Here is a 12,986-nt window from a genome sequence, read left to right as displayed (position 1 = left end):
GGCCTCTTCGCGGGCTTGTCCCGCGAAGAGGCCAGGCCTGCTTACATCAGTTACTGCTTATCGGTATAGATCTGGTCGAACACGCCACCGTCATTGAAGTGGGTCTTCTGCACGGTCCGCCAATCACCAAAGGTCTTCTCCACCGAGAGGAAGTCCACTTTCGGGAAGCGGTCGGTGTACTTGGCCAGCACCGTCGCATCGCGCGGGCGCAGGTAGTTCTGCGCGGCGATTTCCTGGGCCGCCGGCGACCACAGGTACTTCAGGTACTCCTCGGCGACCGCCTGGGTGCCTTTCTTCGCCACCACCTTGTCGACCACGCTCACCGGCGGCTCGGCCTCGGCCGACACGCTGGGGTAGACCACCTCGAACTGATCGCGGCCGAACTCGCGGGCGATCATCTCGGCCTCGTTCTCGAAGGTCACCAACACGTCGCCGATCTGGTTGGTCATGAACGTGGTGGTGGCGGCGCGGCCACCGGTATCGAGCACCGGCGCTTGCTTGAACAGCTTGCCGACGAAGTCGCGGGCCTTGGCTTCGTCGCCGCCCTGCTTGAGCACGTAGCCCCAGGCCGACAGGTAGGTGTAGCGGCCGTTACCCGAGGTCTTGGGGTTGGGCACGATCACCTGCACGCCATCCTTGAGCAGGTCGGGCCAGTCCTTCAGGGCCTTGGGGTTGCCCTTGCGTACGATGAACACCGTGGCCGAGGTGAACGGCGCGCTGTTGTTCGGCAGGCGCGTCACCCAGTTTTCCGGCACCAGCTTGCCGTTGTCGGCCAGGGCATTGATGTCGGTGGCCATGTTCATGGTGATGACATCGGCCGGCAGACCGTCGATCACCGCGCGCGCCTGCTTGCTCGAGCCGCCGAAGGACATCTGCAGGTTGACCTTCTCGTTGTGCTCGGCTTCCCAGTGCTTCTGGAAGGCCGGGTTGTAGTCCTTGTAGAAGTCGCGCATCACGTCGTAGGACACGTTGAGCAGGGTCGGGGCGGCCTGGGCCAGGTTGCCGAGGGCCAGGCCGGCGGCGAGCAGCGAGGCGCTGAAGAGTCTTTTCACGTTGCTTCCTTGTTCTGGGTGAAGGGGTATTGGCAGTTTGCCAGCGACTATAGCGGGTGGCCTTGGGGCGGTTAAAGAACAAAAAGTGCTTTGGTTATGCGGGCCTCTTCGCGGGTGAACCCGCTCCTACAGGGATAGCGCCATCTCTGTAGGAGCGGGTTCACCCGCGAAGAGGCCCGCACAGGCAGTCTTAATGGCCAGGGAACAACGTATTGCCGCAGCGCGAACAAAACGCCGCGCTGGGTTCGTGGGTCTTCTTCTGACAACGCGGGCAATCGTGCTTGAGCTGCTCCCCACGCATCGCGTTGGCAAGCTCCGCGGTGAAGATCCCGGTGGGCACGGCAATGATCGAATAACCGGTGATCATCACCAGCGACGACAGCACCTGCCCCAATGGCGTCTTCGGCACGATGTCGCCGAAGCCCACGGTGGTGAGGGTGACGATGGCCCAGTAGATGCCCTTGGGAATGCTGGTGAAGCCATGCTCGGGCCCCTCGATCACATACATCAGGGTGCCGAACACGGTGACCAGGGTCGACACGCTGACCAGGAACACGATGATCTTCTGCCTGCTGCCGCGCAGCGCGTCGAGCAGGTAGTTGGCCTGCTTCAGGTAGGGGCTGAGCTTGAGCACGCGGAAGATCCGCAGCATACGGATCACACGAATGATCAGCAGGTACTGGGCGTCGCTGTAGTACAGGGCGATGATCCCCGGCACGATGGCCAGCAGGTCGACCAGGCCGTAGAAGCTGAAGGCATAGCGCAGGGGCTTGGGCGAGCAGTACAGGCGGGTCAGGTACTCGGCGAGGAAGATCGCGGTGAAGCCCCACTCGATGATGGCGAGCATCCCGGCGTAGCCGCGGTGCACCTCGTCGATGCTGTCGAGGATCACCGTCACCAGACTGGCCAGGATGATCAGCAGCAGGGTCTTGTCGAAGCGTCTTCCGGCGACGGTGTCGGTCTGGAAGACGACTACATAGAGCCGCTCGCGCAGGCTCGCAGGGTTGTTCATGGGCTCGTTCCACTGGGCAATGGCCTGAGCCTAGGGGCTGCGTTTCAGCTGTGCAAGCGTGCGTCATTGCCCTTTTGACTGTGCCGGGCCAGGTGCTCGCCCAGGTGCATGAGCCAGCAGGCTAGTACGAACGGCGCGGTCAGCGCGGCGACTGGCAGCAGGTTGAACAGCGGTTGCAGCAGCAGCGCCAGGGCGATGGCCAGCAGGGTGACCCAGGGCTTTTCACCCTGGCGGCTGAAGGCCAGGGCGGCCAGCGCAGCGTTGAAACCGTACAGGCCCAGCCAGGCTGCCTGGGCTTCGCCCGCCAGCAGCGCGACGGCGCCGCCGATGGCCGAGGCGATCACCGCCCACATCGCTGCGTAGGGGTTGGCGACCAGCATGCCGATGATGATCAGCAGCCCGGCCAGGGGCTGGTCGAGCAGGAAGATCTGGCCCACGCCCCGTGCCAGGGCCTGCAGCGGCTCGGCCTCGACGTAGCCGTGGGCAGAGGGCGAGCCGAACAGCAGGGTGGCCCAGCCGAGCAGCACGAACGGCGCGGTGTAGGCGATCAGCAGTTTGCCGCCACGTTTGCGCCACTGGTGGGTGATGATGCTGGACAGGCCCCCGGCGGCGATGATCAGCGGTGGCAGGATTGCCGACCAAGGCAGTACGACGCTGATCAGCACACCGATCAGCACGCCGTTGTAGCAGTACAGGCCGGCCTGGCGGTCGCTGCGTTCATAGCCACGGCGCTGGGCCGTGAGCAGACCGGCGAGGGCGCCGAGCAGGGCGCCGCCGACCAGCGTCGGTGCGGTCAGCAGCATGGCCAGCAGGCAGCACAGGCCACACAGTGGGTTGCGCAGCAGCAGCACCTGGCTGAAGCCGTTGAGCAGCGCCGTGGCCCAGTCCGGGCATGGGTTGACGAAATTCTTGGTGTACATGGGCAGTCAGTGAGGTTGAGGAAGGAGCGGTGGGCCTCTTTGGGCCTCGGTTTTCCGCAGGTTCGGTGTATCGGGAGGGCGTTGCCCTCCATCGCGGGCAAGCCCGCTCCCACAAGGATCGTGTTCGCCTATCCTGGCGCGGTCCCGCGAAAGGGGCGCAACGCGCCCCCGGCGATCTCAGATCAGGGTCTCGATCCGCAAAGTATTCGTCGACCCCGGCTTGCCAAAAGGCACCCCGGCGGTGATCAGCAGGGTATCGCCACGGCTGGCCATGCCTTGGGCCTGGGCGATCTCCAGCGCGGTCGAGCAGATTTCATCGACCTGGCGCAGGCGATCGTTGACCACCGAATGCACGCCCCAGGTCACGCTCAGGCGGCGCGCGGTGGCGAGGTTCGGCGTCAGGTTGAGAATCGGCGCCCGTGGCCGTTCGCGCGCGGCACGCAGGGTCGAGGCGCCCGACTCGCTGTAGTTGACCAGCACCGCCACCGGCAGGATGCCGCTGATGCGGCGGATCGCGCAGCTGATGGCATCGGACACCGTGGCTTCGGCCTTGGGCCGGCCAACGTCGAGCTGGGCCTGATAGTCCGGGCCGTTTTCCACCTGGCGGATGATCTTGCTCATCATCTGCACGGCTTCCAGCGGGTAGTCACCCGATGCGGTCTCGGCCGACAGCATCACGGCATCCGCGCCCTCGGCCACGGCATTGGCCACGTCGGTGACTTCGGCGCGGGTCGGGGCCGGCGAGAAACGCATCGACTCGAGCATCTGCGTGGCCACCACCACCGGCTTGCCCAGCTGGCGGCAGGCGCCGATGATGCGTTTCTGGATCTGCGGCACGCTCTCGGCAGGCACTTCCACGCCCAGGTCGCCACGCGCCACCATGATTGCGTCGGACAGCTCGGCGATCGCCTGCAACTGGTCGACGGCCGACGGTTTCTCGATCTTCGCCATCAGGTAGGCACGCTCGCCGATCAGCTGGCGTGCCTCGACGATATCCTCGGGGCGCTGGACGAACGACAGGGCCACCCAGTCAACGCCCAGGTCCAGGCCGAAGGCCAGGTCGCGGCGGTCTTTTTCGGTGAGCGGCGAGAGATCGAGCACCGCCTGGGGCACGTTGACGCCCTTGCGGTCGGACAGTTCGCCGCCGGCCAGGACTTCGGTCTCGATGGCGTCGTCGTGCTTGGCGGTGACCTGCAGGCGCAGCTTGCCGTCATCGAGCAGCAGGTCCATCCCCGGTTGCAGCGCGGTGATGATCTCCGGGTGCGGCAGGTTCACCCGGCGGTTGTCGCCTGGCGTCGGGTCGAGGTCCAGGCGCAGGGCCTGGCCGCGGTGCAGTTGGACCTTGCCCTGAGCGAAGCGACCGACGCGCAGCTTCGGGCCTTGCAGGTCCATGAGGATGCCCAGCGGGTAGTTAAGTTGCTGCTCGACCTCGCGGATCCACTGGTAGCGCAGGGCGTGGTCGGCGTGCTCGCCGTGGCTGAAGTTGAGGCGGAAGATGTTCACCCCGGCTTCCACCAGGTGGCGGATGTCGTCGATGCCGTTGATCGCAGGGCCGAGGGTGGCGAGGATCTTTACTTTTTTATCAGGCGTCATGATGGCGAGGTCTCGAGGATCAGGATGGCGCGGAAGTCGTTGACGTTGGTACGGGTCGGCTCGGTGACGATCAGCGCGTCGAGCGCGGCGAAATAGCCGTAGCCGTTGTTGTCGTCCAGCTCGAAGCTGGCCGACAGGCCCAGGGCCTCGGCGCGGCTGTAGCTGCTTGGGGTCATGAGCGCGCCGGCGTTCTCCTCGGAGCCATCGATGCCATCGGTATCGCCGGCCAGGGCGTAGACGCCCGGCAGGCCCTTGAGGCTTTCGGTGAGGCTGAGCAGGAACTCGGCATTGCGCCCGCCACGGCCATTGCCGCGCACGGTGACGGTGGTCTCGCCACCGGAGAGGATCACGCAGGGGGCTTTGAGCGGCTGGCCATGCAGAACGATCTGCCGAGCGATGCCAGCATGTACCTTGGCCACTTCGCGCGACTCGCCTTCCAGGTCGCCGAGGATCAACGGGCTGAAGCCGGCTTGGCGAGCCTTGACTGCGGCGGCCTCGAGCGACTGCTGGGGTTTGGCGATGAGCTGGAAGTGGCTGCGGGCCAGGCACGGATCGCCGGGCTTGACGGTCTCCGAGGCGGGGTCGTTGAGCCAGTCGATGACCGCCTTGGGGGCGTCGATGGCGTAGCGTTTGAGAATGGCCAGGGCATCGGCCGACGTGCTCGGGTCGGCCACGGTCGGGCCGGAGGCGATCACCGTGGCCAGGTCGCCGGGCACATCGGAAATCGCATAGGTGTAGACCGTGGCGGGCCAGCAAGCCTTGGCCAGTCGACCGCCCTTGATCGCCGAGAGGTGCTTGCGCACGCAGTTCATCTCGCCGATGGTGGCGCCGGACTTGAGCAGGGCCTTGTTGATCTGTTGCTTGTCGGCCAGGGTCAGGCCGTCGGCGGGCAGGGCCAGCAAGGCAGAGCCGCCGCCGGAAAGCAGGAAGATGACCCGGTCGTTTTCGCCGAGGTCGCTGACCAGCGCCAGAACCCGCTTGGCCACGGCCAGGCCGGCGGCATCGGGGACCGGGTGGGCGGCTTCGACCACTTCGATCTTCTGGCAATTGGCGCCGTGGCCATAACGCGTGACCACCAGCCCGGACACTTCGCCCTGCCAGTTTTTCTCGACCACTTCGGCCATGGCGGCGGCGGCCTTGCCGGCACCGATGACGATGACCCGGCCGCTGCGGTCGGCGGGCAGGTAGGGTTCGAGGACTTGGCGCGGATGGGCGGCGGCGATGGCTGTGTCGAACAGCTCGCGGAGAATTTTTTGCGGATCGACCGACATGGCAGGCTCCCAAATTATTGTTGTTCTGCAGAATCCAAAACGCCCCTGGAACTGCCTCCGTGCAGGCTGAACCAGGGGCGGGTGTTGCTCGGTGCCACCAATTGGCCTGTGGTCGCAGGTTCATCGGTGTTGGCCTCTTCGCGGGTGAACCCGCTCCTACAGGGGTTGCACTAGCCCTGTAGGAGCGGGTTTACCCGCGAAGAGGCCGGTGAGTCTTACAACTTCATTGCTCGTCGCCGCGAATCGAGAAATTGGCCATGTGCTCCAACCCCTTGATCAGCGCCGAGTGGTCCCAGTTGCCGCCACCCAGGGCCTGGCAGGTATTGAACACCTGCTGGGCATTGGAAGTGTTGGGCAAATTGATCCCCAGCTCCTTGGCCCCTTGCAGTGCCAGGTTCAAATCCTTCTGGTGCAGGTTGATGCGGAAGCCCGGATCGAAAGTACCCTTGATCATGCGCTCGGCGTGCACTTCGAGGATCTTCGACGAGGCGAAGCCGCCCATCAGCGCTTCACGCACCTTGGCCGGGTCGGCGCCGTTCTTGGCGGCGAACAGCAGCGCCTCGCTGACGGCCTGGATGTTCAGGGCGACGATGATCTGGTTGGCCACCTTGGCGGTCTGGCCGTCGCCGTTGCCGCCGACGCGGGTGATGTTCTTGCCCATGGCCTGGAACAGCGGCAGGGTGCGTTCGAACGCATTCGGGCAACCACCGACCATGATGCTCAGGGTCGCGGCCTTGGCGCCGACTTCGCCGCCGGACACCGGGGCGTCCAGGTAGGCAGCGCCGGTGGCCTTGATCTTCTCGGCGAAGGCCTTGGTGGCGGTCGGCGAGATCGAGCTCATGTCGATCACCACCTTGTTAGGGCCGACGCCCTGGGCAACGCCGTCGTCACCGAACAGCACGCTCTCGACCTGCGGGGTGTCTGGCACCATGACGATGATGAACTCGGCTTCCTGAGCCACTTCCTTAGGGTTGGCCAGGGCCACGGCGCCGGCGGCGATCAGCTCGGCCGGGGCCGCGTCGTGGTGGGTGGAGACGAACAGGCTGTGACCTGCCTTTTGCAGGTTCTGGGCCATGGGCTTGCCCATGATGCCGGTGCCGATGAAACCGATTTTAGCCATGATGATGTGCCTCTTTTGTATTTTGATGGAACAGACGATGCAGATCCCCTGTAGGAGCGGGTTCACCCGCGAAGAGGACACCGCGGTGGATGGCACCGGTCATGCCGGTGTTCGCGGGTAAACCCGCTCCTACATGGGGAGGTGTCTGTTCAGATGACGTTGTGGCTCTTCAGCCAGCCCAGGCCCGCTTCGGTGCTGGTCTTGGGCTTGTACTCCGCGCCGATCCAGCCCTGGTAGCCGATGCGGTCCAGGTGCTCGAACAGGAAGCGGTAGTTGATCTCGCCCGTGCCCGGCTCGTGGCGCCCTGGGTTGTCGGCCAGCTGGATGTGGTTGATCAGCGCCAGGTTGGTTTCCATGGTCCGCGCCAGGTCACCTTCCATGATCTGCATGTGGTAGATGTCGTACTGCAGGAACAGGTTGTCGCTGCCCACCTCGGCCTGGATCTCCAGCGCCTGTTGCGTGGTGTTCAGGTAGAAGCCTGGGATGTCGCGGGTGTTGATCATTTCCATGACCAGGCGGATGCCGGCGGCCTCGAGCTTGTCGGCGGCATAGCGCAGGTTGTCGACGAAGGTCTTGCGCACCGTGGCGCAGTCCGGGCCTTGCGGGCGGATACCGGCCAGGGCGTTGACCTGGGTGTTGCCCAGCACCTTGGCATACTCGATGGCCTTGTCGACGCCCGCGCGGAATTCCTCGACGCGGTCGGGATGACAAGTGATACCGCGTTCACCCTTGGCCCAGTCGCCGGCCGGCAGGTTGAACAGCACCTGGGTCAGGCCGTTGGCCTCGAGCTGTTGCTTGATCTCGGCAGCGCTGTAGTCATAGGGGAAGAGGTATTCGACGCCCGTGAACCCGGCATCGGCGGCCGCCTTGAAGCGGGCCAGGAAGTCCTGTTCGGTGAACAGCATGGACAGGTTGGCAGCCAAACGTGGCATGGTTGTCTCCTTGCGATGAAGGCCCCCGGCGCGCCGGGGGCGTCAGTCGATCAGTCCAGCATCGAGATGGCGGTTGGCGCGTCGTTGCCGACCAGGGCCAGGTCTTCGAACTCGTTGACCGCGTTGATCTCGGTGCCCATGGAAATGTTGGTCACACGCTCGAGGATCACCTCGACCACCACTGGTACGCGGAACTCCTCGGCCATTTTCTGCGCCTTGAGCAGGGCCGGGGCGATCTCGCCTGGCTCGAACACGCGGATGGCCTTGCAGCCCAGGCCTTCGACCACGGCGACGTGGTCGACACCGTAGCTGGCGGCATCGGTGGCATTGATGTTCTCGAACGCCAGCTGCACGCAGTAATCCATGTCGAAGCCACGCTGCGCCTGGCGAATCAACCCGAGGTAGGCGTTGTTCACCAGCACGTGGACGTAGGGCAGGTTGAACTGCGCGCCCACCGCCAGCTCCTCGATCATGAACTGGAAGTCGTAGTCGCCCGACAGCGCGACGACCTTGCGCTTCGGATCGGCTTTCACCACGCCCAGCGCGGCCGGGATGGTCCAGCCCAGCGGGCCGGCCTGACCGCAGTTGATCCAGTGACGCGGCTTGTACACGTGCAGGAACTGCGCGCCGGCGATCTGCGACAGGCCGATGGTGCTGACGTAGCAGGTGTCCTTGCCGAACACCTGGTTCATTTCTTCGTACACGCGTTGCGGCTTGACCGGCACGTTGTCGAAGTGGGTCTTGCGCTGCAGGCTGGCCTTGCGCTGCTGGCAGTCTTGCAGCCAGGCCAGGCGGCACTTGAGCTTGCCGGCGGCTTGCCACTCGCGGGCGACTTCGAGGAACACGTCCAGGGCGTTGCCGGCGTCGGAGACGATGCCGAGGTCGGGGGTGAACACGCGGCCGATCTGGGTCGGCTCGATGTCCACATGGACGAACTTGCGGCCTTCGGTGTAGACGTCGACGGACCCGGTGTGGCGGTTGGCCCAGCGGTTGCCGATGCCGAACACCAGGTCGGACTTGAGCAGGGTGGCGTTGCCGTAGCGGTGCGAGGTCTGCAGGCCGACCATGCCGACCATCTGCGCGTGGTCGTCGGGGATGCTGCCCCAGCCCATCAGGGTCGGGATCACCGGCACGCCGGTCAGTTCGGCGAATTCCACCAGCTTGTCGCTGGCGTCGGCATTGATGATGCCGCCACCGGCCACCAGCAGCGGGCGCTCGGCGTCATTGAGCAGGGCCAGGGCTTTTTCCGCCTGCACGCGGGTGGCCGACGGCTTGTGTACCGGCAGCGGCTCGTAGGCGTCGATGTCGAATTCGATCTCGGCCATCTGCACGTCGAACGGCAGGTCGATGAGCACTGGGCCAGGGCGGCCGCTGCGCATTTCGAAGAAAGCTTTCTGGAAGGCGTAGGGCACCTGGCCGGGTTCGAGCACGGTGGTGGCCCACTTGGTCACCGGCTTGACGATGCTGGTGATGTCGACGGCCTGGAAGTCTTCCTTGTGCAGGCGGGCACGTGGGGCCTGGCCGGTGATGCAGAGGATCGGGATGGAGTCGGCCGAGGCGCTGTACAGGCCGGTGACCATGTCGGTGCCGGCCGGGCCGGAGGTGCCGATGCACACGCCGATGTTGCCGGGGTTGGCGCGGGTGTAGCCCTCGGCCATGTGCGAGGCACCTTCGACGTGGCGAGCGAGGACGTGATCGATGCCACCGACTTTCTTCAGGGCCGAGTACAGCGGGTTGATGGCAGCCCCGGGAATGCCGAACGCCGTTTCTACGCCCTCACGGCGCATGACCAGAACGGCTGCATCGATTGCTCTCATTTTGCTCATGATTTGTGCCTCATCGATTTTGTAATTGTATACAACTTGCGTTGCGGCAAAGTGTATTCACGCCTGGCGGCCTAGGTCAATGGGTTTTCATCCGGTCGGGCACCTTTCGCAGAAGCGCCAAGGAAAACGGCTGATTGCGTTGTCGCATACGATCGTTTCAAATTATTGTATACAAAAATATCTTTTGTTGTGTTCTATTGGCTTGGCGCTTTTCCATTGCCCTCAGGGCTTCTCACAACAAGAAGAGGACCTTTGCATGAACGCTTTGAACCTGAACGTCGCGGTCTGCCTGGTGAACGCCGCGCTGGCGGCGGGCCGCAAGATCGATGCCGCGCCACTGACCGTGGCGGTGCTCGATGCCGGCGGGCACCTGCTGGCCTTGCAACGCGAAGACGGGGCCAGCCTTATCCGTCCGGTGGTGGCCACTGGCAAGGCCTGGGGGGCGATTGCCCTGGGCAAGGGCTCGCGGCTGCTGGCGCTGGATGCACAGCAGCGCCCGGCGTTCTTCGCGGCATTGAATGGCCTGGGTGAGCGGCCGGTGGTGCCGGCACCGGGCGGGGTGCTGATCCGTGATCAGGCGGGCAAGGTGCTGGGGGCGGTGGGGATCAGTGGGGATACGTCGGATATCGACGAGCAGTGTGCGATCAGTGCGATCGAGGAGGTGGGGTTGCGGGCGGATGCGGGAGTGGCGGCGTAGAGCTTCGTCGCCTGGGATGGCCTCTTCGCGGGGCAAGCCCGCTCCCACATGATTGCGATCTGCCCGCGAATAGGCCTTGCGTGGTCGCTCAGGCCACCTCGGGCTCACAGCCCTTGAGCACCATGCGGATGATGGTCTCGGCCGCTGCTTCGTAATCGCTGTCGGCCAGTTTGGCCTTGCCGGTCACCGCCGAAATCTGCCAGTCGAAATCGGCATAGGTCTGGGTCGCGGCCCAGATGCTGAACATCAGATGATGCGCGTCCACATGGGCGATCTGCCCGCGCTCGATCCAACGCTGGATGCACTCGATGTTGTGCCGCGCCTGCTCGTTCAACTGCTCCACCTGGCTTGGCGACAAGTGCGGGGCGCCGTGCATGATCTCGCTGGCGAACACCTTCGACGCGTGCGGCAGGTCACGCGAGATGCGGATCTTCGAGCGGATGTAGGCACTCAGGACTTCCTTCGGATCGCCGTCGGCATTGAACGGCGTCGACGCCTGCATGATCGGCGCGATGATGCTCTCCAGGACTTCGCGGTAGAGGTTGTCCTTGGATTTGAAGTAGTAGTACACGTTCGGCTTCGGCAGGCCGGCCTTGGCCGCGATATCGCTGGTCTTGGTGGCGGCGAAGCCCTTGTCGGCGAATTCCTCGCTAGCCGCGCGCAGGATCAGTTCCTTGTTGCGCTCGCGAATGGTGCTCATGGTGGAGGCGGTCCTTTGACGCTGCAAGCCAGGATGGTATCAAGAACCCCGGCGCAAAGCATCCCGCCTCGATTTCGACCAGGTGCACTGGCCGAAACCCGGAACAGGGGGCGTTACTTGGCTTCCCTGAATGCGCAGCCTTGCAGATCCTGTGAGCGGCATACGAAATAGACCAGTTCGCCTTCACTTTTCTCCCATGCCGGCGGGTAGGCGAGCTTCACCGGAACGTAAGGCCTGACCTCCGGTCGATAGAACAGGTCTACGATCTGGTTCTCGCTCTGCGGCTTGCCTGTAGAGGTGTTGTAGGCGCAGCTGCGCAACCAACCCACACTGTCGACGTTCTTTTCGTTGGTAAGGAAGATAGCGCTGTCGAAGGTGGTCACCTTTCTGGCTGGATTTGGCAGTATTCCAAACCATTCGCCTTCACCGCTTTCGGTCTTGACGGTCAGCACGCCGTTGGTGTTCACGATCTCCTTGGGGTTGGGGCAGAATTCGACGGTGTCGGCCTGGGCGTTACAGGCGACAATCGCCGGAAGTATCAGCAGCATTGTACGTTTGAGCATAAGGTATTCCAGGTGTGTCAGATGCCACGAAAGAGTGGTCGAGCCACACTAGGATTTTTTTCGAGTGGATGATGCAGGGCTTTTCTCTGCATGGCGTGGCGCAGATGGTGTCGGTTTGTAGGGATGGTCCTAGCGGGCCGAGAGTGTTTGGTGAAGGAGTAAGACATGGCAGTGAGCAGCTTGTGGGTACTGATCGACGACATCGCCACGGTGCTCGACGACGTGTCGCTGATGACCAAGGTGGCGGCTAAGAAGACGGCGGGTGTTCTGGGCGATGACCTGGCGTTGAACGCCCAGCAGGTCACTGGCGTACGTGCCGATCGGGAACTGCCTGTGGTGTGGGCGGTGGCCAAGGGGTCGCTGATGAACAAGGCGATCCTCGTGCCGGCAGCGCTATTGATCAGTGCCTTCATCCCTTGGGCGGTCACGCCGCTATTGATGCTCGGTGGCGCCTACCTGTGCTTCGAGGGCTTCGAAAAGCTCGCGCACAAGTTCCTGCACGGCAAGGACGAGGACGAAGCGCAGCATACCGCCCGCAAGGAAGCGGTGGCCGACGCCAACGTCGACCTGGTGGCGTTCGAGAAGGCCAAGATCAAAGGTGCCGTGCGCACTGACTTCATTCTTTCGGCCGAAATCATCGCCATTACCCTGGGCACGGTGGCCGATGCGCCGCTGACCCAGCAGATCATCGTGCTGTCGGGCATCGCCGTGGTGATGACCATCGGCGTGTATGGGCTGGTGGGCGGCATCGTCAAGCTCGATGACCTGGGGTTGTGGCTGACCAAGAAAGGTTCGGCTGTGGCGCGCTCGATTGGCAACGGCATCCTGTGGGCGGCACCGTACATGATGAAGAGCCTTTCGGTGATCGGCACTGTGGCCATGTTCCTGGTCGGGGGTGGGATCCTGGTGCATGGGGTCGAGCCGCTGCATCATGCCATCGAGGCGTTCAGCGAAGGGCGGGGCGGGGTGCTGACCGGTGGGTTGATCAATGGGGTGCTGGGGGTAGTCGCAGGCGCCGTGGTGCTGGCGGTGGTGAGCGTGGTCGGGAAGATCTGGCGGGCGGTTCGGCCGGGCGGTTGAGGCGCATGGCCGGGGCGTTGCCCCGGTTCGCGGGCAAGCCCGCTCCCACAGGGGGATGGGTTTACCCGCGATGGGCTGCAACGCAGCCCCCGGCATCACATCAGAAGTGCACCTTGACCAGGAAGCTGGCTGTGTTCTGGTTGGTGGTGAACCCGTCGGAATCCTTGATGGGGACTGTCAGATTTTTTGTGTGCGGGCCGGTAACGGCCTGCCGTCAGGC

12 protein-coding genes are annotated in these 12,986 nt (G+C 64.1%); 2 read left to right on the top strand and 10 right to left on the bottom strand.

The window, feature by feature from the left end:
- Positions 1–50 precede the first annotated feature (50 nt).
- From IAE37_RS28165 to gcl, 8 genes are all read right to left on the bottom strand, one after another.
- Positions 51–1,052, bottom strand: coding sequence for a sulfate ABC transporter substrate-binding protein (locus IAE37_RS28165; RefSeq protein WP_201178724.1), 1,002 nt, complete (start codon positions 1,050–1,052; stop codon positions 51–53).
- 190 nt (positions 1,053–1,242) lie between these two features.
- The gene (locus IAE37_RS28160; protein WP_201178723.1) at positions 1,243–2,064 is read right to left on the bottom strand and encodes an ion transporter; all 822 of its coding nucleotides are present in this window, start codon (positions 2,062–2,064) and stop codon (positions 1,243–1,245) included.
- 44 nt (positions 2,065–2,108) lie between these two features.
- Positions 2,109–2,984, bottom strand: a complete 876-nt coding sequence (locus IAE37_RS28155; protein WP_201178722.1) for an urea transporter — start codon at positions 2,982–2,984, stop codon at positions 2,109–2,111.
- A 177-nt stretch (positions 2,985–3,161) separates the two neighbouring features.
- Positions 3,162–4,577: a pyruvate kinase gene (gene pyk, locus IAE37_RS28150; RefSeq protein ID WP_201178721.1), complete on the bottom strand. Its 1,416-nt coding sequence runs from the start codon at positions 4,575–4,577 to the stop codon at positions 3,162–3,164.
- Positions 4,574–5,848: a glycerate kinase type-2 family protein gene (locus tag IAE37_RS28145; RefSeq protein WP_201178720.1), complete on the bottom strand. Its 1,275-nt coding sequence runs from the start codon at positions 5,846–5,848 to the stop codon at positions 4,574–4,576. The genes pyk and IAE37_RS28145 overlap by 4 nt, the downstream gene beginning before the upstream one ends.
- A gap of 223 nt (positions 5,849–6,071) precedes the next feature.
- Positions 6,072–6,968: a 2-hydroxy-3-oxopropionate reductase gene (locus tag IAE37_RS28140; RefSeq protein WP_201178719.1), complete on the bottom strand. Its 897-nt coding sequence runs from the start codon at positions 6,966–6,968 to the stop codon at positions 6,072–6,074.
- Between the two features lie 149 nt (positions 6,969–7,117).
- On the bottom strand, positions 7,118–7,900 hold the full coding sequence (hyi, locus tag IAE37_RS28135) for a hydroxypyruvate isomerase (RefSeq protein WP_201178718.1): 783 nt from the start codon (positions 7,898–7,900) through the stop codon (positions 7,118–7,120).
- Between the two features lie 50 nt (positions 7,901–7,950).
- Positions 7,951–9,726 (bottom strand): glyoxylate carboligase, encoded by a 1,776-nt coding sequence (gene gcl / locus IAE37_RS28130; protein WP_201178717.1) that lies wholly within the window; start codon positions 9,724–9,726, stop codon positions 7,951–7,953.
- A gap of 256 nt (positions 9,727–9,982) precedes the next feature.
- Here gcl and IAE37_RS28125 point away from each other — a divergent pair, with 256 nt between their 5' ends.
- Entirely contained in the window at positions 9,983–10,423 is a 441-nt protein-coding gene (locus tag IAE37_RS28125) for a GlcG/HbpS family heme-binding protein (protein ID WP_201178716.1), read from the top strand.
- A gap of 88 nt (positions 10,424–10,511) precedes the next feature.
- On the opposite strand, the gene IAE37_RS28120 is transcribed toward IAE37_RS28125, so the two are convergent.
- Positions 10,512–11,123: a TetR/AcrR family transcriptional regulator gene (locus tag IAE37_RS28120; protein ID WP_201178715.1), complete on the bottom strand. Its 612-nt coding sequence runs from the start codon at positions 11,121–11,123 to the stop codon at positions 10,512–10,514.
- Between the two features lie 113 nt (positions 11,124–11,236).
- On the bottom strand, positions 11,237–11,686 hold the full coding sequence (locus IAE37_RS28115) for a DUF3757 domain-containing protein (RefSeq protein WP_201178714.1): 450 nt from the start codon (positions 11,684–11,686) through the stop codon (positions 11,237–11,239).
- A 165-nt stretch (positions 11,687–11,851) separates the two neighbouring features.
- On the opposite strand from IAE37_RS28115, the gene IAE37_RS28110 reads away from it, so the two are divergent.
- A complete protein-coding gene (locus IAE37_RS28110) occupies positions 11,852–12,766 on the top strand; it encodes a DUF808 domain-containing protein (protein WP_201178713.1) in 915 nt (304 codons plus the stop codon).
- The last annotated feature ends 220 nt before the right edge of the window (positions 12,767–12,986 follow it).

Origin of the sequence: Pseudomonas sp. S31 (assembly GCF_016648105.1) — a bacterium.
In the GTDB taxonomy this organism is placed as follows: domain Bacteria; phylum Pseudomonadota; class Gammaproteobacteria; order Pseudomonadales; family Pseudomonadaceae; genus Aquipseudomonas.
This window is presented reverse-complemented; position numbering and strand designations above follow the sequence as displayed.